General features: G+C 38.2%; 24 protein-coding genes and 1 pseudogene. 15 read left to right on the forward strand and 10 right to left on the reverse strand.

Annotated features, from left to right (window positions below):
• Nucleotides 1–417: 417 nt before the first annotated feature.
• The 3 genes from A3GQ_RS24005 to A3GQ_RS0110010 all read right to left on the reverse strand — a co-directional run bounded on the left by A3GQ_RS24005 (nucleotide 418) and on the right by A3GQ_RS0110010 (nucleotide 4,282).
• Nucleotides 418–2,181, reverse strand: coding sequence for a nitrilase-related carbon-nitrogen hydrolase (locus A3GQ_RS24005; RefSeq protein ID WP_051271539.1), 1,764 nt, complete (start codon nucleotides 2,179–2,181; stop codon nucleotides 418–420).
• Between the two features lie 110 nt (nucleotides 2,182–2,291).
• A complete protein-coding gene (locus A3GQ_RS0110005; protein ID WP_028776932.1) occupies nucleotides 2,292–3,257 on the reverse strand; it encodes a diacylglycerol kinase catalytic domain-containing protein in 966 nt (321 codons plus the stop codon).
• On the reverse strand, nucleotides 3,254–4,282 hold the full coding sequence (locus A3GQ_RS0110010; RefSeq protein WP_028776933.1) for an SPFH domain-containing protein: 1,029 nt from the start codon (nucleotides 4,280–4,282) through the stop codon (nucleotides 3,254–3,256). Before A3GQ_RS0110010 ends, A3GQ_RS0110005 begins: the two co-directional genes overlap by 4 nt.
• Before the next feature lie 82 nt (nucleotides 4,283–4,364).
• Here A3GQ_RS0110010 and A3GQ_RS0110015 point away from each other — a divergent pair, with 82 nt between their 5' ends.
• Nucleotides 4,365–5,225 (forward strand): fructosamine kinase family protein, encoded by an 861-nt coding sequence (locus A3GQ_RS0110015; protein WP_037464531.1) that lies wholly within the window; start codon nucleotides 4,365–4,367, stop codon nucleotides 5,223–5,225.
• A 69-nt stretch (nucleotides 5,226–5,294) separates the two neighbouring features.
• Here the strand turns inward: A3GQ_RS0110015 and A3GQ_RS27690 are convergent, their stop codons facing one another.
• Nucleotides 5,295–5,507 (reverse strand): hypothetical protein, encoded by a 213-nt coding sequence (locus tag A3GQ_RS27690; protein WP_028776935.1) that lies wholly within the window; start codon nucleotides 5,505–5,507, stop codon nucleotides 5,295–5,297.
• Between the two features lie 90 nt (nucleotides 5,508–5,597).
• On the opposite strand from A3GQ_RS27690, the gene purU reads away from it, so the two are divergent.
• From purU to A3GQ_RS0110045, 5 genes are all read left to right on the forward strand, one after another.
• The gene (gene purU / locus A3GQ_RS0110025; protein WP_028776936.1) at nucleotides 5,598–6,482 is read left to right on the forward strand and encodes a formyltetrahydrofolate deformylase; all 885 of its coding nucleotides are present in this window, start codon (nucleotides 5,598–5,600) and stop codon (nucleotides 6,480–6,482) included.
• A 742-nt stretch (nucleotides 6,483–7,224) separates the two neighbouring features.
• The gene (locus A3GQ_RS0110030; protein ID WP_028776937.1) at nucleotides 7,225–7,863 is read left to right on the forward strand and encodes a TetR/AcrR family transcriptional regulator; all 639 of its coding nucleotides are present in this window, start codon (nucleotides 7,225–7,227) and stop codon (nucleotides 7,861–7,863) included.
• A complete protein-coding gene (locus tag A3GQ_RS0110035; RefSeq protein WP_028776938.1) occupies nucleotides 7,863–8,747 on the forward strand; it encodes an ABC transporter ATP-binding protein in 885 nt (294 codons plus the stop codon). The genes A3GQ_RS0110030 and A3GQ_RS0110035 overlap by 1 nt, the downstream gene beginning before the upstream one ends.
• Nucleotides 8,744–9,547 carry an ABC transporter permease subunit gene (locus tag A3GQ_RS0110040; protein WP_028776939.1) on the forward strand — a complete coding sequence of 268 codons (804 nt, stop codon included), beginning with the start codon at nucleotides 8,744–8,746 and terminating at the stop codon, nucleotides 9,545–9,547. Before A3GQ_RS0110035 ends, A3GQ_RS0110040 begins: the two co-directional genes overlap by 4 nt.
• Before the next feature lie 64 nt (nucleotides 9,548–9,611).
• Nucleotides 9,612–9,839: a hypothetical protein gene (locus A3GQ_RS0110045; RefSeq protein WP_028776940.1), complete on the forward strand. Its 228-nt coding sequence runs from the start codon at nucleotides 9,612–9,614 to the stop codon at nucleotides 9,837–9,839.
• Between the two features lie 189 nt (nucleotides 9,840–10,028).
• Here A3GQ_RS0110045 and A3GQ_RS0110050 read toward each other — a convergent pair whose 3' ends face one another.
• Nucleotides 10,029–10,829: a DUF4309 domain-containing protein gene (locus tag A3GQ_RS0110050; protein ID WP_028776941.1), complete on the reverse strand. Its 801-nt coding sequence runs from the start codon at nucleotides 10,827–10,829 to the stop codon at nucleotides 10,029–10,031.
• A gap of 547 nt (nucleotides 10,830–11,376) precedes the next feature.
• A complete protein-coding gene (locus tag A3GQ_RS26920; protein WP_156877647.1) occupies nucleotides 11,377–11,613 on the reverse strand; it encodes a hypothetical protein in 237 nt (78 codons plus the stop codon).
• Between the two features lie 711 nt (nucleotides 11,614–12,324).
• Here A3GQ_RS26920 and A3GQ_RS0110055 point away from each other — a divergent pair.
• The 3 genes from A3GQ_RS0110055 (at nucleotide 12,325) to A3GQ_RS0110065 (ending at nucleotide 13,614) form a co-directional block, all read left to right on the forward strand.
• On the forward strand, nucleotides 12,325–12,810 hold the full coding sequence (locus A3GQ_RS0110055) for an NUDIX hydrolase (RefSeq protein ID WP_169818280.1): 486 nt from the start codon (nucleotides 12,325–12,327) through the stop codon (nucleotides 12,808–12,810).
• 300 nt (nucleotides 12,811–13,110) lie between these two features.
• Nucleotides 13,111–13,398: a hypothetical protein gene (locus tag A3GQ_RS0110060; protein ID WP_028776943.1), complete on the forward strand. Its 288-nt coding sequence runs from the start codon at nucleotides 13,111–13,113 to the stop codon at nucleotides 13,396–13,398.
• Between the two features lie 36 nt (nucleotides 13,399–13,434).
• Entirely contained in the window at nucleotides 13,435–13,614 is a 180-nt protein-coding gene (locus A3GQ_RS0110065; protein ID WP_028776944.1) for a hypothetical protein, read from the forward strand.
• A gap of 158 nt (nucleotides 13,615–13,772) precedes the next feature.
• On the opposite strand, the gene A3GQ_RS0110070 is transcribed toward A3GQ_RS0110065, so the two are convergent.
• Nucleotides 13,773–15,101 (reverse strand): helix-turn-helix domain-containing protein, encoded by a 1,329-nt coding sequence (locus tag A3GQ_RS0110070; RefSeq protein ID WP_028776945.1) that lies wholly within the window; start codon nucleotides 15,099–15,101, stop codon nucleotides 13,773–13,775.
• Between the two features lie 289 nt (nucleotides 15,102–15,390).
• Here A3GQ_RS0110070 and A3GQ_RS0110075 point away from each other — a divergent pair, with 289 nt between their 5' ends.
• From A3GQ_RS0110075 to A3GQ_RS0110095, 4 genes and pseudogenes are all read left to right on the forward strand, one after another.
• The gene (locus A3GQ_RS0110075; protein ID WP_028776946.1) at nucleotides 15,391–15,675 is read left to right on the forward strand and encodes a hypothetical protein; all 285 of its coding nucleotides are present in this window, start codon (nucleotides 15,391–15,393) and stop codon (nucleotides 15,673–15,675) included.
• Between the two features lie 54 nt (nucleotides 15,676–15,729).
• Nucleotides 15,730–16,071: a hypothetical protein gene (locus A3GQ_RS0110080; protein ID WP_028776947.1), complete on the forward strand. Its 342-nt coding sequence runs from the start codon at nucleotides 15,730–15,732 to the stop codon at nucleotides 16,069–16,071.
• A 541-nt stretch (nucleotides 16,072–16,612) separates the two neighbouring features.
• Nucleotides 16,613–17,756: pseudogene (gene tnpB, locus A3GQ_RS24010) on the forward strand (IS200/IS605 family element RNA-guided endonuclease TnpB).
• 353 nt (nucleotides 17,757–18,109) lie between these two features.
• A complete protein-coding gene (locus A3GQ_RS0110095; RefSeq protein ID WP_028776948.1) occupies nucleotides 18,110–18,931 on the forward strand; it encodes an ABC transporter permease in 822 nt (273 codons plus the stop codon).
• A gap of 89 nt (nucleotides 18,932–19,020) precedes the next feature.
• On the opposite strand, the gene A3GQ_RS0110100 is transcribed toward A3GQ_RS0110095, so the two are convergent.
• Nucleotides 19,021–20,850 carry an APC family permease gene (locus A3GQ_RS0110100; RefSeq protein ID WP_028776949.1) on the reverse strand — a complete coding sequence of 610 codons (1,830 nt, stop codon included), beginning with the start codon at nucleotides 20,848–20,850 and terminating at the stop codon, nucleotides 19,021–19,023.
• Between the two features lie 395 nt (nucleotides 20,851–21,245).
• On the opposite strand from A3GQ_RS0110100, the gene A3GQ_RS0110105 reads away from it, so the two are divergent.
• Together A3GQ_RS0110105 and A3GQ_RS0110110 are read left to right on the forward strand one after the other, a co-directional pair.
• Nucleotides 21,246–21,704, forward strand: coding sequence for a GNAT family N-acetyltransferase (locus A3GQ_RS0110105; RefSeq protein WP_028776950.1), 459 nt, complete (start codon nucleotides 21,246–21,248; stop codon nucleotides 21,702–21,704).
• 294 nt (nucleotides 21,705–21,998) lie between these two features.
• Nucleotides 21,999–22,802, forward strand: coding sequence for a PhzF family phenazine biosynthesis protein (locus A3GQ_RS0110110; protein ID WP_028776951.1), 804 nt, complete (start codon nucleotides 21,999–22,001; stop codon nucleotides 22,800–22,802).
• Nucleotides 22,803–22,981: 179 nt separating this feature from the next.
• On the opposite strand, the gene A3GQ_RS0110115 is transcribed toward A3GQ_RS0110110, so the two are convergent.
• Both A3GQ_RS0110115 and ppc read right to left on the reverse strand, forming a co-directional pair.
• Entirely contained in the window at nucleotides 22,982–24,007 is a 1,026-nt protein-coding gene (locus A3GQ_RS0110115; protein WP_028776952.1) for an NADH:flavin oxidoreductase/NADH oxidase, read from the reverse strand.
• A 106-nt stretch (nucleotides 24,008–24,113) separates the two neighbouring features.
• Entirely contained in the window at nucleotides 24,114–26,867 is a 2,754-nt protein-coding gene (gene ppc / locus A3GQ_RS0110120; RefSeq protein ID WP_028776953.1) for a phosphoenolpyruvate carboxylase, read from the reverse strand.
• Nucleotides 26,868–26,869: the final 2 nt, after the last annotated feature.

Raw genomic sequence — 26,869 nt, forward strand, 5'->3', positions numbered from 1 at the left:
ATTTTCAAAAAATAATTTTTTACATAGCGAACAGCCCAAAGTTAAAACTTGGGCTGTTTTTTTAAGGTGATTCCTTGTTTATTGGAGTTGTAAATGATGTTATGTATAAAGAAAGGTATGGAGAAGAATAAAGTTGTTTTCCAAAATCTATACTACAGATTTCCTGAATAAAAAAATAAAAAAAGCACCTGTCAAAGGTACTTTTTCTTTATAGATAAGTCATTGTTTGCGGGATCCCAGTACGAATTGGATGTACTGGAATTTTGTGTGCCGTGGTCTCGACATATAAACGTCGAGACCACGGCAATGAACTCTTAGTATTAGTTAGGGTCCTTGCGTGAGCGATGTGACCTCGTGGGTCAGTGGTTACCCTTGTGGGGTCTTACACCATCTTCATTCATTAATGAAATAGTTAATCTATTCTTGTACCAATGGTGAAAAATGTGATGTTCGACGTGCAAGTAAATATCGTTCTTGATTAAACCACCAATCCGTTTGCAATGTTTTAAATGTCACGATGAACGCCTCTTCTTGATTGTTTGAAGCAACCATAGGATGATCCAATCCATAGAGCGGATCGATAGTATAGAGACTACTCCCTCCTAAATAATCATTCTTTGTTCCCACAAAATTGGCTACCAGTGTGTATGCTTGAGTATCTATTCCAATTGCGCTCCACATTCCCATTGCGTTCGTTGGATAAGGTTGGAAGGAGAGATCTGGATGAGTACTTAGTGGTTCTCCATATTGACCATTCCAAGCTGATGGTATCGCAATCATATCCGCACGCTTTACGGTTAACACACCAGATGTTTCTGGGTAAATAACATCTTCACCAATCAAAATGCCGATTTTCCCTAATCCTTTGACATCAAATACAGACAAGGAGGAACCGGGTAATGCCCAGTTTTCATCACTTTTGCTAAGATGCGTTTTTTGATATTTTCCTATTACTTCTCCCTCTTGGGAGATCAGAAGTGCAGCGTTGTATAAACCTTCTTCTGTTTTTTCAGCAAACCCAAACACAATCGCAACTTGATATTGTTTCGCTAGTTTGGTTATGTATTGTATAGTCGGTCCTTCTACGTTTTCTGTTAGGTTCTCTATCTCTCTTCGTTCCATATCACATAAAGGTCCAGTTACAGAGAGTTCGGGTAAAACGACGAGGTTACATTTTGGATTTTTTCTTTTTGCTTGTTTTACCAATTGTGCAATTTTTTCTTTGTTCTTTGTTTTATCACCGATGATTGGTTCATATTGAATTGTAGCAGCAACAATATCATGAGATTTTGTGTTTTTTGTAAAATCCCATGGTGCGATATAATGCATTATTTCTTTATAAATTTCTGGTCTTCTTTTATGTAAGAGATCTCTATTATTATTGCTATATAGTTTCGTATCAATATGTGCATAAACGATGGTTGGTTCGTTTATAGCGATATTTTCCTTTAGGATAGGAGCTTCGGCAAGTTTTTTTCCTTCTGGTGACCAAATGACACTTCCTCCAATCATTTGAAAGCTGTTTTCCGTATTAGACCGGTTAGCACCTATCACATACATGCCATTTTGGATTGCCCGATTAGGGAGAGAAAATAATGCTTGAGCGGATGAATTAGTTGGAAAAGCTAATATATCAGCTCCTGCAAGTCCAGCTAATCTGGAAATTTCGAAGAAAGTAGAATCCATACAGATATTGATCGCAATTTTTCCAATTTTCGTCTGAAATATGGGGACTCCTAGATTTCCCCAAGCAGCCCAATGTGTATCTGTTTCCCACAACTGCGTTTTTCGATATGTTCCTATGTAGCCTTCAGGTCCAACTAAGGCAGCCGCATTATAATAAAGCTTCGTTTTTTCATCTATTTCTGGCAACCCGAGTACAACATAGGCATCATATTCGTTTGCCAAATCTGCAAACGCATTTGTTGTTTTTCCAGGAATGGTATCCACGAATGGTTGAATGCTTTTACGATTCGCAAAATGATATCCAGTTGTAGACATTTCCGGCGTTACAACGAGTTTTGCGCCATTTTGAAATGCTTCTTTTGTAAGTTTTAACAACTCTTCTATGTTTTTATCCCATTGATTTAGCACTGGGTTAAATTGTATAGCAGCTACTTTGAAAAGGTCGAATGCTAGAGTTGCTTGTGTGTCCTGATATAAGGGATGTTCTTTTCGCATGAGTATCACCTATCATTTGAATTGCCTAATTATTTTTAGAATGAAATCCCTTTGTTTGAGAAAAACACGTAAAAGAAAGCCTAAGGATTTAAACCTCAGGCGTTAGGCTATTATTTTATTACCAAATTCGTTTTCTGCTCCGCGATCGAAATGATCGCAGTCATTCCAGCGTTAAATGCTAAGAAATCATTTTCTACTCCATCGCTAAAAATAACCCCATTCTGTTCCATCTGGGACTCAATCACAAGCGGTTGACGTTTCGAAATCGTACCTGTCACCATTTGAGCAGAAGTTGTCTTACTTACAAAAGGTTCTCGGACAGCAAAAAGTAGAGATTCATCCTGCCAATCTAATTTTGGTGTGGGTAAACGGTTTCCTTTTGGCTGGTAATGTTGATAGACGCCATTTGCCATATTCATCACACTGCTGATCCATCCAGTTGAGCCAGCTCCAGTAGAAACAATGATTCCACTTGAAGATTGCGTTTCGCTTGGTTGTTTGTAGCCAATACGATACCTAGCTGAGACGTGAGTAGCAGCACCAATAAAGAGATCATTAAAAGCACGTAAGGTTTGCCCATCGTTCAATTTCGCTTTTGCCATCGTGATTCGTTTGTAGCTTTCCCGTCCATTGAAGACGTTTTCAATAGCAGTAAACGCGTCATGTATATGAAAGGGCAGTAAAATACCATCTATGTTTTCAGGGTCTGGATTGATAGCGATTAGTGGTTGACCTGATAAATATTTTGCTGTGTTTACCACCAATCCATCTATCCCGATGGTTACAACAATATCTTGAGGAGAAAAAATATAATTAGGTAAAAAAGAGCGATCAATCACTTGCAGTTTATAAGTCTCTCTCAGTTGTTCTTTGACAGATTCTACTGCAGAAAGGTAAGTATTATGTTCAGCTTCAAATAGACTAAAATCTTGAGTCTTATTACTTGATGTCAGCCCAGAAGCCTGTTGTAGGCTTTGATTGACGTAAAATTTAGCTTGGGATCGAGTATTAAAACGTTTGACTAAACCATCCAGACGAGTTTCTCTGGTGACCAATACGATTTTTTCGTAATTCATCGTTTATTCTTTTGTTTCTCATCCATTAAGGATTCGAGTAGATCAGGTGATATATTGAGTTGTCCGATTTTGGAAGCATTGCGAGCTAGCTCTTTGATTGCCATGCTCACCATGAGGCGTGGCTCCCCTGTTTGGATGGCAAGTGTTTGTACGAGAGATGGATCGAGTTCAGCTAGTGGCTTTAATGTGGCTGCAAGTGCATATGCCTGTGAATCGGCTTCGGCTTTGGCATTTTCGACCTTTGTTGCAACAAGAAGTTTTCTTTCGGTTTCTAGTCTAACAGAACCTTGCAGCTTGGCTTCGCGAATTTTTTGTTCTTTCATTTCAATCGCTAAATTTGCTTCTGCTTTTGTTTCTCGTATTTGACGTTGTTTTTCTTCTAGTTTGATTTCTGTGTGCAGTTCATTTTCCTTGATTCGTCTTTCTTGATCGACTGCTGCGTTGCGGCGCTCATAAATAGCGTCGTCAGCTGTTTTTAGGAGTTCTTCTCTCGCTTCTGCTTCTAATGCTCTGGCCATCTCAGGTGTAGGCTTAATCGCAGAAATAGCAAGCGTTTGAATTTCCACTCCTAGTTTTTCTAAGTCTCCTGATCCTGTCAAAAGCTTGCGAACCGATGCACTTATTTCGTCTGACACTTGTACTGCTTCCCGCAAGGAGCGTTTTTGGATTTCGGTTCGGGTATGTACTTGCAATAAGTTGACAATACGTTGTTCTAATTTTTCAGGATCATCAGATATGTAGTGATTGGAACGATCTTTGATGGTGTAATCCAATAGACTCGCAACCATTTCTGGTTCTGTGATGCGATAAGTGACTTGTCCTTGTATAGATACCGTTTGAAAATCAGCTGTAATCTCATTAAAGATAAAAGATGTATCTTTACTCGAAATTGGGACTACGGAAATAGACGAAGAACGTTTAAAATAGAAGAAGGATAATCCTTTTCCACTTTGTTTCAGTTGTCCTTTTTGATAATGAAGCACAAACTGTGTTGGATTGGTTTTGAGATATCGAAAGCCAAACATGTTGTTCACCCCTTTAGTTGTATAGGAGATATTGTAACATAAACAATATTTTTAAAAGGGGAAAAAAGGGAGGAAACCTGCATTGAATCATTTGCAAGAAACATTGCGAGATTTTGGGGATAACACCTGTATTCGTGAGATAAAGTCTATATCAGGTGGCAGTATTAACCGAGTGACATATGTAGAAACAGATAAAAACAAGTACATTTTGAAAGCGCATACAAATATGCCGGAGAACTTCTTCATTCAAGAGGCATTAGGTTTATCTGCTTTGTCTTGTAAGGTTCGTGTACCAAAGGTGTATCACTATCAATTTGATGAATCTACAGGGGAAGCGAGTTTGTGGCTAGAATGGATTTCCGTCGGATTAAGATGTGAACAAGCAGAAGAAGAGTTGGGAAGAAAACTTGGACAACTTCATCAATCTACTCACACTTTGTATGGATTTATTGAAGATAATTACTTGGGTATTTTCTCTCAACCAAATGCTTGGTCGGATAACTGGGTCGATTTTTTTCGAGATAGACGCTTACAAGTACAAAAACAAATCGGGGTAGAGAAGGGGCTGTTATTATCAGAAAGATTAAACAAAATGGAAAAGTTAATGGATAAACTAGGCGATTTCATCCCATCTGGACCTACTTCTTCCTTGCTGCATGGAGATATGTGGAATGGCAATTCCTTCGTAGACCAGTCAGGAGAAGCGATATTTATCGATCCATCAGTTAGCTATGGTGACCGTGAGGTAGACATTGCCATGTCAGAGTTATTCGGAGGATTTTCCAAACGTTTTTATGATGCATATGAAGAAATACAGCCACTAGATAGTGGATATTTTGATCGTAAAGCCATTTATCAGTTATACTATTTATTGTTACATTTGAATTATTATGGGGAATCTTATGGACAGCAGATAGATGAGATGCTTGCTCGGTATGTATAAACAAAAAGTGGTGCCCACAGGATTTGGTGCTCTCCTGTGGGCTTTGAAGGTATCGGTTGAACAGAGGCCTTACTTATTCGCCTTTTTACGAAGACGTTCGGCCCGCTTGCTCTCCTTGTCAGACAAGGTTGAAAAGAGAAGCATGACGGGGATCGTGATGGGCAACGCAGGGGGAATAAGGAACGACCACCCCAAGGCGCCCATATGCGCTTCGTATTCTCTTGCGTTTTTCTCAGCCTTTTCAGCCTTTCGAAGGAGCCTTTCCCTTCTGCTTTCCTTCATGTGACTTCCTTCAGTCGATGGAACTTATGTATATTTTATCATGTAATCGTTGTTTTTGATCGATTTTTTATCAGAGAGGAAGTTTCGAATTTGAATGCACAACTAGCAAAAATAAAGAAAGATGTGGGCAGATTGCTTATTTCCTGTCCCGATCGCACGGGGATTATCGCAGCAGTTTCACAATTTTTGTATCAGCATGGAGCAAATATTATTCACTCTGATCAGCATGCCACAGAGCAAGAAAATGGTATGTTTTTTATGCGTGTCGCTTTCCAGTTAGACGATCTTGCAGAAAAAATCAGTTTTTTAAAGGAACAATTTCAAAAAGTAGCCGATTCCTTTATGATGGATTGGCGGATTTCTTTGCCTGCTCACAAAAAGAAACTCGCAATTTTTGTATCGAAATATGATCATTGTTTACAAGAATTGCTATGGAGATGGCGAATTGGGGAGTTGGATGCGGACATAAAAATGGTGATCAGTAATCATCCTGATTGCAAACCTTTGGTGGAACCATACGGTTTGCCTTATTACCATATACCTGTAACCAAAGAGAACCGAGAAACAGCAGCACTAGAACAATTGGAGTATTTACATAAAGAAGAAGTGGATACGATCATTTTAGCGAGATATATGCAAATCATTCCCACTAGCATGATCGATGTGTATCCCAATCAAATCATCAATATCCATCATTCTTTTTTACCTGCTTTTGTGGGGGCCAATCCATATGAGCGGGCATTTGACCGCGGCGTAAAATTGATCGGTGCAACAGCACATTATGTGACAGAAGAACTAGATGAAGGGCCGATCATCGAGCAAGATGTTCAACGTGTCAGTCACCGTCAGCGGCCAGAAGACTTGGTACGAATTGGGAGTGAAATAGAGCGAATTGCATTGGCGAGAGCCGTATCTTGGCATGTGAATGATCAAGTACTGGTACATGGAAATAAGACCATTGTGTTTCCTGGGTAATTAGGTTAGACATTTATGATGTTGAATTATGGAGGTGTTATGCATACAATGAATAGTAAGGACAAATTTGTCCATTCCACAGAGGGGTCAGTATGCAGAAGAATGCCAAGCGTGACAATTTTCGTATCCGTGCAATGAGGCGTAAGGCAGGACCGAAGAAGATCCGTGCGGTGTTCGTTCGCAGCATGAGGGGTACAGAGCTGGAGCGTGTGGCCGGAAGGTACACCAGCTCCCTCCGCCGTTGCGGAAAGTGACCTGACCACCTGAGGGAAAGACCGCCTGAACCATTTCTCCGGATAGGTTCAGGCGGTCGGTCGTTATGGAATTATTATCTATTTGTCTTTTCGACTTAGTAAAGTATAAATTGATCCAGCAGGAATGAAGAACAAACATACGTGAGGTTACGCCAGCAATTCGTTTAAATGATGATATAAGTGGCTTGATCATTTAACCATAGTGAGAGGTTTTCCTTCGCGAATTGGGATTTCTTAGATGCAAATGAATAGGAGTAGTGGCTGATTTTCCACACTAGAATCAGCTTTTTTGCGTTTATGATAGAGTTGAAAAATATAAATGATCTCGATTTACCTATGTTTCCTTCTTTGACATGTTTTAAAGAAAAGTCTTTTTTCTTGCTCTCATTTGTTGTTTTTTTATATGGAGGGAATTGACCTGGTGGTCAAAAAGTGATATTTTGATTTTATACAAGAATTGACCACTTGGTCGAAAGAGGATGGACTATTTGAATAGCCTGTATCAACGAGTACCTGTAGATAAAAGAGATAAGATTTTCCAGTCTACGATGAAAGAATTTACCTTACATTCTTATGATAAAGCTTCTACCAATCAAATTATTCAGGATGCCGGTATCTCAAAAGGGTTGTTGTTTCATTATTTTAAGAGCAAAAAAGAACTTTATCTCGCAACTTTTGATTACAGCTCGCAACTATTTTGGGAGATTTATGAACCGAAGTTACAAAACTTGCCCTCCGATTATTTTGATCGTCTCCTTTATTTGTCGAGATTAAAGTTAGAAGTTTGTAAGCAAGAACCAATCGTATATGGTTTTATTCTCTCTGCCTATGAAGACATTCAGTATCGGTTTCCAAACGAATTTGATTCCCTCATGAAGGAATCGGTTCAAGCTCATATGCCAGTTCTTTTTGATGGAGTAGATTTATCTAATTTTCGAACGGATATCAATCAAGAAAAAGCAATGACTTTGATTTCTCTCAGTTTGGAAGCGATGGGAAAACAAATGGTAAAGGATGCTTTGCAACAGCCAGATAAAGGCTTGACTGAATGGGATGAGAAGATGAAAGACGTAGAGCTTGTGATGGAAATCTTTCGACATGGCATGTATAGAAAAGGAGAACAGTGATGATACAACTGGAAGGTTTGACAAAGCGTTTCTCCAATGGAAAGGGAATATTTGATATTCAATTTGAAGTACAAGCAGGAAAAGTTTTTGGTTTTCTTGGCCCTAATGGTGCTGGGAAAACCACTACAATTCGTCATCTGATGGGATTTTTTCATCCTACTAAAGGAACCGCCAAGATTGATGGCATGGATTGCTGGCAAGATGCAGCGCGTATCCAAGAAAAAGTAGGCTATCTTCCCGGTGAAATCGCCTTAATGGAAAATATGAACGGCTTAGATTTGATAAGGCTGATCTGCGACATGCGTCGTTTAAAGGATAGAAAGCGAAGAGATGAATTGATTGAACGTTTTCAATTTGATCCAGATGTTCCGATTCGCAAAATGTCCAAAGGAATGAAACAAAAAGTAGGAATCATACTGGCTTTCATGCATAATCCCGAAATTTTAATTTTAGATGAACCAACATCGGGATTAGACCCCTTGATGCAAAAAACATTTGTTGAACTTCTAGAAGAAGAGAAAATACAAGGAAAAACGATCCTTATGTCTTCTCATATGTTTCAAGAAATAGATCGGACATGTGATCAAGTTGGCCTGATAAAAGAAGGTAGAATGATCACAGTAAACGATGTTGCAGAAGTAAGAAAACAACAACAGAAAGTATTTGTCGTTACTTTTGGTTCCGTCCAAGAGGTGGAGAAATTAAAGACTGCTGATCTTTTGGTTCGTCATCAAGAAGGTTCTCGTGTAGAAGTGGTAATTAGAGATGATTATCCACTTTTTTTAAAAACGCTTGCTAGTTTGGATGTACAAAACTTAGATCTTCATACACAAAGCTTGGAAGAGTTGTTCATGCATTACTATGAACAGGAGGGACGGTCATGATTGGTGCTTTGTATCGAACAATGATAAAAACGAATGGAAAATTAATGCTATACATGGGTTTGGGCTCTTTTGTGATCATGGCGGCATATGTGGCACTTTTCCCTACGATCGCCAATCAAAACATGGATCAACTTTTGAAATCCATGCCGGAAGGTTTGCTAAAAGCGTTCAACCTAAGTGATGGGCTAAACACATTAAATGGTTTTTTAGTTGCCGAATTTTACAGTATGATCTACCTTATTTTGCTGATTGTTTATAGTGTGCTTACTGCTAATCATTTGGTGTCTCGGTTGGTCGATCGTGGTTCTATGGCTTATTTGATCGCCACTCCAAATTCAAGATTACGTGTTATCACTACTCAGATGCTGTTTTCACTTACAGGACTTGTCTTTATCAGTGTTTGTATTGTATTAGGCGCTTTGGTAAGTGATGCTTGGTTGATCGATACATCCATGTTAGAGATGGATAGGTTTCTTCAGATCAATGTAATAGGCTGTCTTACTTTTGCTGTTATTTGTGCTTATAGTTTCTTATTTTCTTGCCTATTTAATGACGAAAGAAGAGCATTATCTATATCTGCTAGCATCACGATCATTTTCTTAATTTTGGATATCGTGGGGAAAGTGAGCGAAGACTTGGATTGGCTTCGTAATTTTACCCTTTTTCATGCCTTTGATCCAGCTAAGATTTCGGATGGAACAGTAAAAGTACTGCCGTTGTCCATTGGATTGGCAGGTGCTTCGATTTTTTTGTTTGTCCTGTCAGCAATTATTTTTAAACGCAAGGATTTGCCGATTTAAGCGAGCGACAAGTATGGTATTCTTGAATTAAGTCGGCTTTGTGAGTTCGATTGATGGAGGCGGAGTGGATCAGCACGTTGCAGATGAGGTTCTTCAGGCTGGTATCGATGAGATTGATCAACATGCCAGCTCTATCGAAGAAATCGAGACTTACTATTGGAAACGGAGTGATGGACGAGTCTCGATTGCCATGTACGCAAAGTGTGATGAACTAGGCGTTCGTCTCGAAGCTTTGCGTCTTTGTCCGTACGATGCTTATCTCGCTTGCATCATGAAGGCATTGCAGAGCTGAAAGGTAGGGAAACATCCCAAAAGCTTGAGTAGTCTATGCTACTCAAGCTCCCAATTAAAAGAAATAAGAAAAGAGTTGTCTATTAGGATAACCCTTTTTTGTAGTTTCTGGATACAGCTTCGTTCATGTCCAAAGATCAACTGACTATATAAATATTTTTATTTAGTCTAGATACGCTGGAATACTACCCTATCTATAACTAGGCATTAGATTTATTTCAGTAATTTTCGATTCAGAATCAAACCATATATTAAGTTCATAAGCACCTAGTATATAGGACAGCCAAAATACTCCATCAAAAGAAGCATCAATCTTTTCTGATTTTCCAAATACTTGTTCTATCTCTTCTATGCTACTAGAAATATTCGGATTTTTAAAAGAGAGGAAACTTACTTTTTGGTTCTTGTTGAAAGCAATAATCAAATCTTTGTACACTAGATCATTCTCATCGTCTACCATATCAGGATCTCCCATATGAGTTAAAATATCCTCTTTAGAAGCTCCTAAATGAGCTGATGTATTCACCAAGTACCCCTCTTGAGCTTTTATTTTCAAATTATTCCAACCCATTGATAATGTCGCTTCATTACGAGGAGCAGTTTCCAGCTCTTTATAATCCAACTCATGAATTTTATCCAAAGAAATTTGTTTGCCATTTGCGATACCCGTAAAGTTGATATAGATCGTTTTATTGTCCCACTCGCATCCGCCTTTCTGATAACCGACAAGGACGGGAGTGTCTTTGTCCTTTTGTACAATCTCTCCACTACAGCTTTTTATTGTCCATGTTCCTTTTGCTGTTTGTGCATTATCCAATTCTATTTGCAGCTCAAAACTATCCCCATATTCTGCGTAGAAATTTACTTTGATTTGAATTAAGTTCGCGTTTGTATTTTGTTGATTATCATTTGCAGATAAGTTAATCGTACATCCGCTTATTATTAAACAAAACACAGCTAAAAATAAAATAGTTCCAAACATTTTTTTCATTTCTAATGCTCCTTTTATAAATAAAATGATTCCAAGAAATACTTGTTATTTTCTGATCTCATTGTTTTATTATAAAATGCCATAAAAAAATAAAAAGGGTAAATAATAAGTTTCTATTTTCCTCATTTCTAACTATAAAAAAAGAATCCAGCAAGAGAATGAAATTTTATGACTTGCAATTAATTCTAATTGGAGGCCTTTATCTCCAGCAGATAAAACCCTGCATTGGTTCCCAAACCATACATGCAAAGAAACATTGAATTGTCTCTCAATCCAATGTTTCTGTAGTGTCGATGCTTTTGTTTGATCGAAAAAGCATTTTAAAGATGATGGAAAATACTTAGAGTAAAAGCCAATGCTTTATCTGTGTGAATAGAAAAGCATTGGCTTTTTTTATGGCTTTAGCCAGTTGTGCACGATTTTTGTGCACAACAGAAAACCGATTATTCAGATATTACATTTATATGAAAACATATTGTGGGTATGCTGGGTTCCGCGGTTTGTCTAAAACCGCGGAACTGGGCGACCTAGCGGGTCGGGTTGATGATCAGAGAACCCTGCGCCTCGTCGTGGCAGAACCACAGACGGGGACCTTCAGCGCCGGCGGCCGCTCCATGCTCCTGTTGTTGTTACCGAACATCGGCTTGGTGAACTCGACCGGAGCGAGCGCGAGTCGCTCGAGGAAGCCCTCGGGGAACTGCTGCGAGGTCGGCTGCTCGACCGGGCGGGAGCTGCGCGACTTGTATCGGGAGATGACACCGGCGATGACAGAGAAGGTGAACATGCGGTTTGACCCCTTAGGTCGTTCGATTACAGATACTTCTATTATAATATAGGTTTTAAAAGAATAGCATAGAGAATATGAAGATTTGTGTTGGATTTTGTTGTATGAAGATTTAAGTGTAAAGAAATCAGTGAAATACTTATGTAGTTGCAATTTGATCGATATGATTATGTTATTTCTACATAGAAAACCCTTCTGATCTTTACATTCAGAAGGGGGTTTTTAGAAGGTGATTCTCCGTTGGCTACTCTATTTTTATCGATGAAATCTGATCATTGAAATTGTAAATGGTTAAATCGCTTATTTCCCGACATCCTCTATTAAGCTTTATCCATTCCGCATTTTCATTAAAATCAGCATTATCATAAACGGTGATCGCATTCATCCCGCAATCTGCCTTAAACGAACTTATTCGGTCATTCCAATAGTCACCAACATAGCCAGTACTACCGCAAAAGGTGTGAAATTCCCTGAAAAATGAATACCTTCATAAACAGTAACACTGCTAGAGGCTGCTTTCGGTTCAGTCATAAGAGCTGTTTGTGGCATAGCAAAAGTAAAGAAGAGAACGAGTATGAAACAAAATGATCGAAACAGTGTTTTTACGAAAGTATAAGAGTGTTATTTTTGGAAAGCAACAATATGTGGTGAAATAGTGTGGTAATGTAAGAATAGATAGTTTTCCGTTCGCCAAAGAGAAAGGAAAATATGGTGAGGATTCGTAGGGTTTTGAATCTCATCGTAGTCCGTGTTTATCTTATTAACCGAAAGGGTGAATTGCTTGTTCTCACTCGATCACCTAAGGATCTGGTTATCCTTAGGAGGTCCAATAGGAATCGGCGTGATGATCTGGTGGAACCGCCCGGTGGTTGTGTCGAAATGGGTGAAGGAATCGCTGTAGCTGCTGCCCGGGAGACGCAGGAGGAGACAGGTATGGATATCCATCAGCTTGGGATCAACCTGTATCCGTTCAGTGATAGCTACATGAAGAAGTTCAAGTTCTTCTCCTACCGTACCTGCAACTACTGGGGTTATATTCCTCATCCGATCAAGATAGAGCTCAATAGGAAGTCTCATGTAGACTTTGCGTGGATTTCGAAGGGAGCGATCTCATCCAGCGGGCTCGATGATCAAACGCAGAAGGAAGCTCTTCGAGCGTTTGCGTTTGCTGAACGAGAAAGAGGATTCTCTTACTAGAATAATCCTACCGGACAATGAATTCGTTGTCCGGCTGGAAAATACATGAATGTCATATATACGGCAAACACCTCTATTGAAAACTTGTAGAGGTGTTTCTATGTAAGATCTGTTTTTTATAGGAAATGATGATGCTCTTTAATTATGAATAGCATATTCAGGCTTGCTGGATATCTGATTGATTAATAATGCTATATTCAATACCAGTGCTATACTATACAGTATAAACAATGGATGATATGGCAAAATTCTAATTTTCTCTCCAATTGATAGAATAAAAAAACAGAATGGAAGAATAGCATGTTTTATAAAAAGTTTCTTTTGCTTTTTTTACTCATGCTCATGATTATTTCATTAATCTCAGCGTGCTCACCAGTCGAGTTTGACAAGCCGGTAGTTCATAAACCACATGAAGAATTAATCAAACAAGGAAAAGGTACTGATGTAACGGATCAAGAGATTGAAGCCAATAAAGATAATTCGATCCTAGATTTATTTATTCAGATAAAGAAAGAACTATTTCGCGGCAGTAACCGAGAACTACAAGGATGTGACGGATTTTTCGATCTTTTTACTACTTGTCCCTAAATGATATTTTCCTTAGTAGGAAGAGAGGTTTGTTCGATGAAAAAATGGATGATTTTGTTTGGGTGTTTTTCATTTCTTTTGATCGGGGGTTGTTCTTTCTCTAAGGATATTCCATGTGGTTGTCTGCCACCAAATCAGCAAAAGAAGGAACAGCAAAATAACACATTGGAATTGCAGGGAGTGGTTTGGAATACAACGAAAATTGAATTTAGTTAAGTATTATTAATAGAGATGATTTTATTTCTAATTTCATTTTTCGTAATAAAAAGGGGTGTATTTCATTTGAATACACCCCTTCGATGATGATTATTTTTTTATTTAGTTGTCTGGGGGTTCTACGTCAAAAAAACGAACCATTGCTAATGCCCTCCCTTTCAACGTTTGATTTCAGATAATTGTTTTTGAACGTAAAACAAATCTTCTAAATAAGTATAGAACAACCTTTGATCTGATTTTTTAGCACATTCACATAACTTTATGGAAACATAATTTTCTTTATTTCGCAATCCAAATTCTCGACATTTTTGGAGTGCGTATTGATAGGTGTCCATTGCTTGTTCATGTTGTGCGAGGAACATATAGCAATCCGCAAGTCCAATATAAGCATCAATGTATTTGGTGACAGGAGTATCTGGAGTGATAAGCTCGATAACAGTTTGAAAGTATTGCTTTGATATCTCCCAGTCTTGATCCATCATATACACGTTTCCTAGTGTAGTATAGGCTACTAGAAAAAATTGCTTTGGGACAACAGGCTCAAAACGAATGGCTGTTTCTAAGACACACTTTGCTTCTTCAATTTCTCTCAAATCCAAATAAATTTTCCCAAGTTCTGTCCACAATTCGACTGATCGAATAAACATACTATTTGATTTTGCGATATTTAGACCTTCCAGCACACAATGTAAAGCTTCCTGAGGAAGTTGTAACCTTCGAAGTAAACTTCCTTTTAGTTCATATGCATTAAGTAGTACATCAATGTTTGTTATTTTTGATGTATCTTCTAAAAGGATGTTGATAACCTGTAATGACTCCTGTTTTTTTCCCAACGATTCTTGCTTTTTACCAATTTCGTCTAGATAGATAGCTTTGCTTATAAGCGCAATATGTTTACTCTCTTGTTTTTCTCCATCTGGTTGGAATTCTTTTAGAGCTTCATTTACGTATTCCAATGCTTGTTCGGGATTATTGTTAAAATAATAAAGTTTTCCTAATTGAGTCAGGCAAATAGTTTTTAGATTTGTTTTTCTAAGTGCTTTGTTACGATTTACAATTTCAATTCCTTCTATAAAGTGGTTTTTGGCATTTGTCCAACTTCTCTTGTATTGAAAGACCTTGCCTTTTAAAAATTCGACATATGATGATAACGAATCAAGATTTGTTAGTGAAATTTCCTCTAGTTGTTGTAAAACATAATCAGTATCAAATTCAATGATCGCATCTAAGCCTTGTAAACGTTGTTTGATTAAGTTTTTTCTGCTCTGATTGGTATTGATTAGTTTGTGAAGTCCTGGAGGATTGATGTTTAGTTTTTGACAGAGATAGGGGATTTTATCTGATTTAAGCGTTGATTTTCCCCTTTCGATGTTACTGATCGTAGCAGAAGATATTTCCTTATCCTCTAAGTCTTCAATCCGATAGCCTAATTCTTTTCGTTTTTGTCGGAGGAATTTGCCTAATTTAATAGGATCAATTTGTTCCAAATGAACACCACCAGAATCGAATATTTTCTACTAAAAGTTTACATATAATTAATTAAACTTTCAATATTTTAAAATTTAACTCTATTTCAGAAGAAGGGATTAAAATTTAAATCTAGATGTCCTTGAAGTAATAGAAAAGAAAGGGATAAGGAAAATAGTATTTTAATAGGAATTCACGTAAATAAAAATATTATTAATTGTTTGAAAAATTAATCATTAGGAGCGATAATAGCGTTAAGAACAAATCGTTGGTCAAAGAAAAAAATCGTATCATCATGGAGGTGTAAAAATGAGTGAAACTTTTTCCCGAGATAAGAGAATCAAACTATCTGCTTTACTCGATAAGCCAGAGTATATTAGCAAGATTGAGGTGACTGCTGGAGAGATGCATCCACACCATTCCACGTCTCTTATGTGTTCGTTTGAATATAAACCAAACAAAGTGATGGCAACAGTGAAATTAGAGACTACAGGTGGTGAACTCTTACGAATTCCTTTGAGTAAAGTAAGTAAGGTAGTCATGGAGAGCAACAAAGTAACAATAAAAGGATCAAGCTATGATATTTTTTCCTAATAGTCATTGATTTTAGCATGAACCAATTATATGAAGGGCAGGAGGTAGAACGAGTTGTCATTCGATAATGTGAGTGAAAAATTATCGGAATATTTTGTCTATTATGCTGGTGAGGAAGTTTATTATGTTTTACTCATGGAGCAATTAAGATTAGCCAGTACCCGTTCGGAATTTTTGAAAGCGGTTCAAACCCTGATACGTTTTGCGAAATTGCATGTAAAACAGAGTGTAGATGTGGTGAATCAAAATTTCTTAGATGATCTCCTGCAATTCATTCGTACAGGGAAGAAGGAAGAAGTGAGTCAATTTCGTTCTTCGCTTAGTAATTATATTTCGGTTTTTGAGTTGGAGAAGATCCGAAAGCAGGAGCGCTATCTTCTAGAGTTGCTTCGTTAAAAATGATGGATAAAAAATATAGGTTTACTCTTGCATCAAGAAGAGCGTCAGAAAATTAGGCTTATGGGAGGAGAGACGAGTATGGTAGCAACAAAAAAAGAAATAACAAAAGAAGAGTCCGAACGAAAAAGTATCTTTTGATGATGATGGACAAAAATGCAATAACCGACGTACCTTTAACACCAACTAATTTTAGGATTTAGTCCGTATGAAATGAAGAGCTGAAATTATTCAAAGGCTTGATGATCTGGCGCTTTTCCTTATGCAAGGGAATAAGAAAGGGGCAAAAAATGTTTCCTACATTTCAAACAGGTGTTACTTGGCATTATTTTGGAGGTGATCTTTTGGTTTCGAAAGAGGATTACACCTTTTATAGATTCGTGAGCGAGAAAACCCACGGTTTCCATCGTGGGATGAAAGCGAGCGTCAGACGAGAGATAATCTCTGCCATCTCTCGTCTGGCTAATTTTTTGAAATCCTTGACATATAAAAACATATGTTCTATAATATCCACAAAATCCCATTTAGGGAGGTGGAATCGATGCACAAAGCCTTCCGATTTCGGCTTCGTCCCGCAACAGAACAACGTATTCTCATTCATAAATCAATCGGATGCAGTCGTTTTGTTTTCAATCATTTTCTAAGAAAATGGAACGAAAGCTATCAAGAAACAGGTAAAGGTCTAAGCTATCCCAAATGTTCTCAACTACTAACCGCAAAAAAACGCGAGCTAACTTGGTTAAAAGAAGTCGACTCCACTTCTTTGCAAAACACCTTAAAACACCTTAAAACACCTAGCTGATGGGTTTTCTCGTTTTTTCCAAAAGCAAAACGATGCCCCTCGTTTGAAAAGCAGGCGAAATCGCGTTCAAACCTATACGAGTCAGTGTAACTATCCCAAACAAGGGAGACCAACGATCGAAATCGTGAAAAACAAAATCAAGCTACCGAAATTAGGCTGGGTAAAGTTTGTCCAAACCCGTGAAATCAGTGGCCGCATCTTGTCTGTTACAATTCGTCGTACCCCATCGGGAAAGTACCAAGTTTCAATCCTCTGCGAAGGCTGCTATCTCCGATCTGTTCCTGCACAAAAGGAAGCTGTTGGTATTGATCTGGGATTAAAGGATTTCGCGATCTTCGATGATGGAACGAAAATCAATCCAAGTCGTTTCTTTCGTCGGTACGAAGAAAAATTGGCGAAAGCACAACGAATCCTATCCCAACGTACGAAAGGCGGCTCCAATTGGCGTAAAGCTCGGATAAAAGTAGCTCAGATTCACGAAAAAATTGTGAATAAACGTCATGATTTCCTCCATAAACTCTCCACCCAACTGGTACACGAAAACCAAGTGATCAGTACCGAGAGTCTACAAACAGGAAACATGATAAAAAATCACAACTTAGCCAAATCGATTACGGATGCTTCGTGGTCGGAGTTTGTTACGATGTTAACATACAAAGCTGCATGGTATGGAAGAACAATCGTAAAGGTAGGGAAAACATTTCCCTCTAGCCAACGTTGTTCCAACCCAGACTGTCGATACAAAAACAAAGAAGTAAAAGATCGAAACTTGCGCGAATGGACATGTCCTTCGTGTCACGAACATCATGATCGAGACATCAACGCAGCAAAAAATATAGTGCAAGAAGGTTTACGATTCATTGCCGCAGGGCTTGCGGTCTAAGCTTGGTAAACTTCCTTGGGATACTAAGGATTACCCAAGAATCCCACGGCTTTAGCCGTGTGGAGTGTCAAATATTTCTCTTTTTTACAGGAGTAACGTTATCAAGCAAGCAAATACCTTCGTTAGTTGATTGGTTTTCCAAATGCTTACCTATTACATGGGGAAGCATTAATTTGAGACACATAATCTTGGAAAATATGGGACTATGGGATCTTATTCAGCAAACCGACTTTTATTGGTTGTGCTTGAGTACTTTATTCTACCTATGTTTGGGATTATTTATTTTTACTAAACTAGAGAAAAAAGCTCGCATAAATGGGGATTTAGGGAAATATTGAAGGGGAGGTGAAAGCATGGGTTTTCTATATGTGTTAAGAGCGGAGTTCGTTAAATCCAAGGGGTTTTATAAAAGATATGTGATGGATACCTTTGGGTTTGTTGCATCACAAATACTTTTATTTATTGGTTTGTTTTATACGATTTTCCAAAATTCAACATGGAATTCACACGTTTTTTTTCAGTTATTAATTGGTGTATTTATCTGGTACATGGGTATATCTGCTGTAGCACAGTTTAGTTTCATTTTGCAAGAAGAGAGGGAGATCGGAACATTAGAGCAAATATATCTCACTCGTACTTCTCTGATCAAAATGTTGATTGGCAGAGCTGTAAGTACTTTTGTTTTTGAATTGATAAGTGGTATAGCATTAATTGTGATTATTTTTTATATTCTTTCCATCATTACAAGCGTACCTCTGGATGCATTTTTCCAACTACATATTTCCTTGACAGCTTTGCTTTTCTTGTTATTACTAACAATGCTAGGAATATATGGTTTTTCATTTCTACTAGCAGGACTTGCCCTGATTTTTAAACGGATTGGTGCTTTTACGATTACTTTTCATTATTTATTTCTCTTCTTTACTGGAATAACATTATCCGATAGTAAATTGCCTTCTTTTTTTGGTTTTATTTCGAAGTTTTTACCCATCACATGGGGATGTTTGAATCTCAAAAATATGATAATGAAGAGTATGAATTTCCAGCAAATAATCAACAGTTCAGCGTTTAGTTGGTTGTTAGTAAATACAGGTATCTACATCATAATAGGTTTAAGTTTCTTTCTTGTAGCAGAAAAAAAAGCGAGAAAGAATGGAACGATAGGATCTTATTAGGAATGATGTACTTTCAGACATGCTTATCAAAGTGTAAAAGCCAATGCTTTATCTGTGTGGACAGAAGCATTGGCTTTTTTCGTGACTTGCTATTCTTCTAATTGATAAGGAACAATGGCAACAATAATGTTTTTCCTTCTTAAAATGTTTGCCATGATCAGGAAACCGGACTGGTTATGAAGGATGCTCTGCCACCATTTTTTTGTGATGAATTGAGGCATAATGACAGTAACTTGTGTTTTCGATTTATCTGCTTTTTCCTTTACCTCATCCACAAATTGGCTCAAAGGGGTTAGGACGCTTCGATAAGGGGAATGCAAGGTTACCAACTCCACACCTGTTTCCCATTTGTCCCAAGAATCTTTTAAGTTTTGGATTGCTTCTTCACTTGAGCCGACATACACGGCGATTACGTTATTGGATAATGATTTAGCATATACGATCGATTGTCTAACAACTGTTGTTATTCCTGCAATAGGAACAATAACGACTTTGTCAGCACACTTCATTTCCTTTAGTTTTTCGGATATATCCGTTCGTAATTGGTGTCCAACTGCAATGTAGTGGTGATGGATTTTATGAAAGATAAATACTGCGATCGGAATAAAGACAAGGCTCATCCAAACCTGCCCAAACTTCGTGACAAAAAAGATGATAAGAATGAGATAACAGATCAATGCTCCAATCAGATTAATCGTTAATTTTGTGATCCAGCCTTGTGGTTTGGTGCGTATCCATTTGATGATCATCCCGGTTTGCGATAAAGAAAAAGGAATAAATACACCTACTGCATAAAGAGGAATCAAGTTTTCGGTATTACCCTCAAAAATAATAATTAATAAAATGGATGCTACTCCCAATGTGATAATTCCATTTGAATATCCCAAGCGATCACCACGAGCCGTAAATGCTCTTGGCATGAACTTATCTTTAGCTAGGTTAAAAGCGAGTAATGGGAATGCGGCAAAACCTGTGTTTGCAGCTAATATCAAAATCAGAGCAGTAGTTGCTTGTATCAAGTAATAAAAAATATTGCGTCCAAATACAGAAGAACTCAATTGAGATAAAACGGTTTCTTTTTCAGTAGGAGCAATACCATACCAATACGCTAAAAAGACAATGCCAGAAAAAAGTACGCCTAAAATAATACCCATTAGGGAAAGTGTTGCCGCTGCATTTTTAGGAGCTGATTCTTTAAAAGCAGGGACAGCATTCGATATCGCTTCCACTCCTGTTAAGGCAGAACAACCAGAAGAAAACGCTTTAAGTATGAGAAATAAACTAATGCCCATTACTGGTGTTCCGACTTCTGGATGAATACTGGGTGATACGTGTCCCATCAGTGCTTGATAGATTCCTGTTACAATGAGAATAACGAGAGCACCTACAAATGCATATACAGGATATGCGAGGATCGATGCTGACTCTGTCAACCCTCTTAGATTGAGCAGTGTAATAATGGCAACCAGACCTACCGCGATCAAGACGTTGTATTCATGCAAAGCAGGAAAGGCAGAGGAAATTGCATCTGTACCGGCAGAGACACTCACTGCAACTGTTAATACATAATCGATTAATAATGACCCTCCGGCAAATAAGCCAAACTTTGTGCCTAAGTTTTCCTTTGCCACCATATAGGCTCCACCGCCATTGGGATAAGCAAAAATAATTTGGCGATAAGATAAAATGAGAGCTGCTAACAAAATAAGCACACCTACTGCAATAGGAAGTGAGTACCAGAACGCGATCACACTAACAGTGGCTAAAACAATCAGAATTTGCTCTGGTCCATATGCAATGGAAGAAAGTGCATCAGAAGAAAGAATTGCTAATGCTTTGTAATTGTTTAATTTTTGATTTTGTGCTTCATTGGATTTCATCGGCCTGCCGATTAGAATTCGTTTAAACTTCTTGAACAAATTAACCCCTCCATGATCTATCTGAAAACCTTGCCACTGTATTCGAGCATTATATCACTTGCTTATTTGGATGTTTAGGGGTGATAGTAATATTAGGATTTACAAATTTTTGTAACCCATGCGATCAAAATAATTCCTTTGTTCTATGAATCATTGTTATTTTGAGTTTATCATTGCATTTCCATTTGATGGTTAATGTATCGTAAATATTTTATATATTTAGATAATAATTTGTCCCCATGACCTTAGAAATTAGGAAAAAGTGTCTGAAGGAAAAATGGTTGCATTATATAAAAATCGTTTATATTTAAAATGTGAATAAAAATTTATTATATAATGTGGTGCTATGACGAAGATCAAAGTAGACAAAACCCAAATTGTAAGGGGTAAGGCTAATGAAAATAAGACCTTTTAAAGAGCTGGATAAAGATTTTATTGTAAATCTTGCTACCCGATTTATGGAATTTGAGCTATTGAGCTGGCGTGATCAGGATAGTTTTAAAACAGCGCAACTCAGGATAGCTCGAGAATCCGTTGATAATCCTTCTGCTGGTACAGAAATTTTTGTAGCGGAAGATGAATCAGGGGAATTACTCGGTTTCTTGGAACTCGCACCCTATAGAGATAATTTAAGCGGTATAGATCAGGGTAATATTGTTGCAATCGCTATCTGTCCGGAAAGTGAAGGTAAAGGTGTCGGCACGAAACTAATGACCAAAGCAGAAGAGTGGGCACGGCAAAAAGGATACAAGCAGATCGTTCTAAATGTCTTTTCCAAGAACTATCGAGCTGTTAACTTCTACAAGCATTTAAACTATGAGGCTGAAGTTGTGAAGATGGTAAAGGAAATATAGGGGTTAATCCACATACACGGATACGATTAGAACCTGCAACGACAAAGTATAATTTGCCCATTTTTAAAGCCCAAAGTAATTAACTATTGGGCTGTTTGTGCGATGACTTACCCCGAAACACAACCTCCAGCTTAATGGAAGAAGCGGAGACTAGTTCAATAGCGCTATCTTCCTTATCATCATTGGGATTTCGTGTATGATTAATGAGATGATTTCTTGTTATGGATTTCTTGATTTGTCTTACTATTTTCCCGTTTTGGAAAAGTTTATTGCTACCTAAAGGAGTTTAACAATATGACTTATGAAATCTTTCAAGTAGATGCGTTCACGAATAAACCGTTTTCAGGCAACCCTGCGGCTGTTTGTATACTCACAGATCCCAGTATTCAAGATGAAAAATGGATGCAGCTTGTTGCTAGAGAAATGAATTTACAAGAAACGGCTTACTTATATCCTGAGAAAGATGGTTTTCGATTGCGTTGGTTTACCCCAAAAACAGAAGAACAATTATGTGGACATGCAACTTTATCTGCTGCTCATATTTTATGGGAACAATCCATTCTTCCGAAAGATCAGGTGGCCCGTTTCTATACTCGATCGGGTTTACTTACTGCGAAATTGCACGGGGAATGGATTGAACTGAATTTCCCAGCTGAACCTGTGGAAGCCTGCGAAGTTCCCGACCAATTAGAAACTGCACTGGGATGTCCTAATTTTTCTTTTGTTGGTAAAAATCGATTGGATTATTTTATAGAAGTGGATAACGAATACAGTATTCATCAGGTTACACCTGATTTTAAACTTCTTCATTCTCTGATGTTTAACCGTGGGATCATCATAACGAGTCGTTCTCAGTCTGCTGAATTTGATTTTATTTCTCGTTTTTTTGATCCAAATGAAGATAATCCAGAAGATCCAGTTACTGGTTCCGCTCACTGTGCTCTAGGTCCGTATTGGGAGAAGAAATTAAATAAAACTGATTTAATTGGATACCAAGCTTCGGAACGTGGTGGGATTGTTAAAGTGAAACCAATTGATCAACGTGTCCTTCTTTTCGGACAAGCAATAACAGTACTTCGTTGTGTTTTGATTAGTTGATTGTAGATAAAGAGATCGTGATCTAGCCCTAACAATTTTGTATACATCTCAGATGATGTGTGAAATGGAATTTAGCTGTATGGTTACATATGTATCAAAAGTGAGTGACAATATTTCTGTTTATGGAACATGAACAAACCTTCGGGCTGATATCTGCTCGATGGTTTGTTCAACTATTATTAGTACATAAATCCTCGTTCATATGGTTTAGGAATCAAGCTTTTTCTCTCTTCACCTTGTAATGCGTGTAATGCCCAATAAGGGTCACGTAGCATAGCGCGACCGATAGCTACTAAGTCAGCATTTCCGTTTGCGAGGGTTGCTTCAGCAAGAGTTGGATCGTCTAACATTCCAACCGCGATAACAGGAACATGTAATGCCTCTTTGATAGAGCGAGCATACGGTACTTGATAGCCGGGATAGTTTCTAGGTTTTACTTTGGGTGATGGGCCTTCTCCGCCGCTACTGATATGAAACATATCTACCCCTGCCTCTGAATAGCGACGACATAAAGCAATACTATGTTCTAGATCATAACCTCCATCCATATATTCAACGGCTGAAATTCGCATCAACAAAGGCATATCCGGTGGAATCACGCTTTTTATTGCTTGAATTACTTCGGTTCCAAATAATGCTAAGTCTAGACCATACTTATCATTTCTTTGGTTGATCGCAGGCGAATGGAATTGATGAATCAAATAGCCATGTGCGCCATGTATTTCGATTGTATCTACCCCAGCTTCTACTGCACGAATTGCTGCTTCTTTAAACTGGATCACTTTTTGTTTGACTTCTTCGGTAGTCAATGCTCGTGGCTGTTTGTAATGTTTATTGGCAGCGATATATGTGGAAGAAACTGGAATTTCAGCATCTTCCGCCTTTCGACCTGCATGTGCGATTTGTATACCAATTTTTGTACCATATTTATGTACTTCATCAATGATACGACGAAAAGCTGGTATCTGATCATTTGACCATAAGCCGAGATCATAATCACTGATCCTCCCGTCTGGTTCAATATCGGTCATCTCCATGATGATTAATCCTGTCCCGCCAATAGCCCGAGAGACATAGTGGACAAAGTGCCAGTCATTTGGTATCCCATCCTTTGCTGTCACAGAATACTGACACATGGGCGGCATAACGATTCTATTTTTAAGATGTAAGTTTTTAATTTGATAGGTACTTGCTAGGTGATTCATAAAAAACTCCTTTCTCCATCTACTATCTTCTTACTTTAGCATTTAACAATATTAATGTAATTAAACAGAAAAAAACCCATCAATACAGATGGGTTTCGCTTAGCGCTTAACCAGTATTGCGTAGTCCGGCAGCAATTCCATTAATGGTTTGTAACACTTGTTCTAGTAGATGTTCATCTTGTTGTGATGTTTCGTCTTGTCTACGTTCTTTTAATAAATGAACTTGGATTAAGCTCAGTGGGTCAACATATGGATTTCGTAAAATAATCGATTCTTGGATCACGGGGTTTTGTTCCAGAAGTTCATTTTGACTGGTTATTGCTAAAATCTGCTGTTTCGTTAAATCAAATTCACGCTGGATGAATGGATGGATTTGCTCTGCATGTTCGGGATCATCGACAAGTGATGTATATTGCTGAGCGATGACCATATCGGCTTTGGAAAGAGCCATTTGCAAGTTATTGATTAAGGTCGAAAAGAAGGGCCATTTTTGATACATTTCTTGCAGGACAGCTAAGCCTGTTTCATGTGTTGCTAAGTATTTTGCAATTCCTGTTCCAGCGGCATACCATGCAGGAAAAAGATATCTTGTCTGTGTCCAAGAAAATACCCATGGGATTGCTCGGAGATCAGAGAACTGACCGCTATTTTTTCGTTTGGTAGGACGAGAGCCGATTTTTAATTCGCCGATTTCAGGTAACGGAGTAGCCTCATGAAAAAAAGGTATGAAACAAGGCTCGTCAAAAACCAATTGTTGATATTGTTTTAAGGAATGATCAGAGATGATCTCCATTGTTTTGATCCACTCTGGATTCAGTTCTGTTTGAACTTTGTTCAAAGCGGTGGCAACGGATTGCAAGTAGGTAGAGGTAGCTTGTTCCAGACTGCGTAAGGCGATTGGTTTCATTGCATATCGAGAAGATAGCACCTCTCCTTGTTCCGTAATTTTTACTCCCCCAAGTACCGTATGTGGTGGATTGGCCATTATGCTTTGATGTAGAGGTCCGCCTCCTCTTCCTAAGGCACCTCCTCTACCATGAAAGAACTTCACATCGAGCTTGTGCTTTTGTGCAAGTTTCCATAATCGCAATTGAGCACGATATAATTCCCAATTGGCACTGATCATCCCACCATCTTTGTTACTATCAGAGTACCCTAACGTAATTTCTTGATATGCCCGTCCATTCACCCATCCTGGTTTAAACATGGGATTTTGAAAGTACTTCTCCATAATTTCTTCTGCACGATGTAAATCGTCGATCGTCTCTAGCAAAGGTACGACATGCAGACGAGAATCATGCTGATGACGATATAACCCCACTTCTTTTGCTAATAACACAACTTCTAATAAATCGCTCGTTCCTTGCGTCATGCTGATCAAGTAGTTGGATATACAGTCCTCTCCAAACTCCTCTTTTGCTTTGGTCACCAGTTGAAATAATTCGAGCAGCTGCTTTGTTTCGAATGAATATTCCATAAAATGGGAAGTCAAGGGCCTAGGATCAGCAAGTAAGGCTGTTAATAACTCTATTTTTTTCTCTTCGGATAAGTCACTATAGCCTTTGACGATATGGAGTGTATCTAAAATTTCATCAATTGCTTTTTCATGTTCACCACTGTGTTGGCGTAAATCGAGTGATAGAAGATGAAATCCAAAGAGTTTCACTTGGTCGATCAAGCTATGAAGTTCCTTATTCGCAATACCTGTTGGCTGGTGACACTGTAAACTGTCTTGAATCAGTTTTAAATCAGCTATAAAAGCATCGGGATTAAGATAACTACCAGCTTCTCTTCTTGGTGAGCGGGTATGTTTTAGTCTAGCTAGCATGTAGGTGCATTTTATACGATAAGGTTCCTCTTGGTTTCGCCAAACTCCTTGAATCAAATCCTCTGCATTTACTTCTGTCTTGTCCTGCTCAATGGATGCCAATAATTTTTCGGATATTTTTACTCTTTGTGAAGAATGACTGAGATAAGGTAATAGGCTTTCTACTTTTTGTTCATATTTACGAATGACCAAATCTCTGTGCATCATAAGTGTTCGCCAAGTTACTGCTGGTGTAACAGAAGGATTGCCGTCTCGATCCCCGCCAATCCACGAACCAAATCGGAGAAACGAAGGGACATTCCATAGATGTTCAGGGTAATAGTGGGTCAAACAACGTTTAAGTTCTTGATGAACAAGTGGCAGAACATCAAACAAAGTTTGATCCATGTAGTATAGACCATTGCTGACTTCATCTAATACCGTAGGTTTTCGCTTGCGCAAAGGGTCAGTCTGCCATAGCGTGCTGATCTCTGAAAACAAGGTGTGATATAGGTTTTCATATTCCTCGCTGTTTTCCTCTAACTGATCAATCTTCATCAGTTCATTGGCGATTCTTTTATGAATTTGGAGGACACTTCTTCTTGCTGCCTCGGTAGGGTGTGCAGTAACAATCAATTCCAGTGATAAAAAAGAGAGAATTTGTTCTACTTCTGTTGCAGATACACCTGAACGATGCCATTGTTCGATCGTATTTTCTATCGAAAATTTCTGGATTTCTCCCTCTTTTGATCGTCGATGATAGCGATTGCGACGCATGCGATGATTTTGTTCAGCGATATTTACCAATTGAAAGTATATAGAAAAAGCTCGGATAACATCATAACGCGTAGCAGGATCTAAACGCTCTATTCCTTGTTTACAAGTGGCGAGTAACTCAGGATCAAAGGAACTTCTTAATTGTTTGGTCCACTCTCTAATTTGTTCCACATGATAAAAGAGAGATTCTCCGCCTAATTGAGTGAGCACATCACCTAAAATAGTACCAAGAAAACGAACATCTCTACGCACGAGTGAATTTTGATTGGTTAACATGC

The sequence above is a fragment of the Shimazuella kribbensis DSM 45090 genome (assembly GCF_000428065.1).
In the GTDB taxonomy this organism is placed as follows: domain Bacteria; phylum Bacillota; class Bacilli; order Thermoactinomycetales; family Thermoactinomycetaceae; genus Shimazuella; species Shimazuella kribbensis.

What these genes read in the sequence shown, in the direction of transcription:
- ppc (WP_028776953.1), bottom strand. Translation starts at nt 26,867, where the DNA reads ATGTTAACCAATCAAAATTCACTCGTGCGTAGAGATGTTCGTTTTCTT.
- A3GQ_RS0110040 (WP_028776939.1), top strand. Translation starts at nt 8,744, where the DNA reads ATGATTGGTGCTTTGTATCGAACAATGATAAAAACGAATGGAAAATTA.
- A3GQ_RS24005 (WP_051271539.1), bottom strand. Translation starts at nt 2,181, where the DNA reads ATGCGAAAAGAACATCCCTTATATCAGGACACACAAGCAACTCTAGCA.
- A3GQ_RS0110065 (WP_028776944.1), top strand. Translation starts at nt 13,435, where the DNA reads ATGAAAAAATGGATGATTTTGTTTGGGTGTTTTTCATTTCTTTTGATC.
- A3GQ_RS0110010 (WP_028776933.1), bottom strand. Translation starts at nt 4,282, where the DNA reads ATGTTTGGCTTTCGATATCTCAAAACCAATCCAACACAGTTTGTGCTT.
- A3GQ_RS0110005 (WP_028776932.1), bottom strand. Translation starts at nt 3,257, where the DNA reads ATGAATTACGAAAAAATCGTATTGGTCACCAGAGAAACTCGTCTGGAT.
- A3GQ_RS26920 (WP_156877647.1), bottom strand. Translation starts at nt 11,613, where the DNA reads ATGTTCACCTTCTCTGTCATCGCCGGTGTCATCTCCCGATACAAGTCG.
- A3GQ_RS0110035 (WP_028776938.1), top strand. Translation starts at nt 7,863, where the DNA reads ATGATACAACTGGAAGGTTTGACAAAGCGTTTCTCCAATGGAAAGGGA.
- A3GQ_RS27690 (WP_028776935.1), bottom strand. Translation starts at nt 5,507, where the DNA reads ATGAAGGAAAGCAGAAGGGAAAGGCTCCTTCGAAAGGCTGAAAAGGCT.
- A3GQ_RS0110095 (WP_028776948.1), top strand. Translation starts at nt 18,110, where the DNA reads ATGGGTTTTCTATATGTGTTAAGAGCGGAGTTCGTTAAATCCAAGGGG.
- A3GQ_RS0110050 (WP_028776941.1), bottom strand. Translation starts at nt 10,829, where the DNA reads ATGAAAAAAATGTTTGGAACTATTTTATTTTTAGCTGTGTTTTGTTTA.
- A3GQ_RS0110110 (WP_028776951.1), top strand. Translation starts at nt 21,999, where the DNA reads ATGACTTATGAAATCTTTCAAGTAGATGCGTTCACGAATAAACCGTTT.
- A3GQ_RS0110075 (WP_028776946.1), top strand. Translation starts at nt 15,391, where the DNA reads ATGAGTGAAACTTTTTCCCGAGATAAGAGAATCAAACTATCTGCTTTA.
- A3GQ_RS0110060 (WP_028776943.1), top strand. Translation starts at nt 13,111, where the DNA reads ATGTTTTATAAAAAGTTTCTTTTGCTTTTTTTACTCATGCTCATGATT.
- A3GQ_RS0110105 (WP_028776950.1), top strand. Translation starts at nt 21,246, where the DNA reads ATGAAAATAAGACCTTTTAAAGAGCTGGATAAAGATTTTATTGTAAAT.
- A3GQ_RS0110115 (WP_028776952.1), bottom strand. Translation starts at nt 24,007, where the DNA reads ATGAATCACCTAGCAAGTACCTATCAAATTAAAAACTTACATCTTAAA.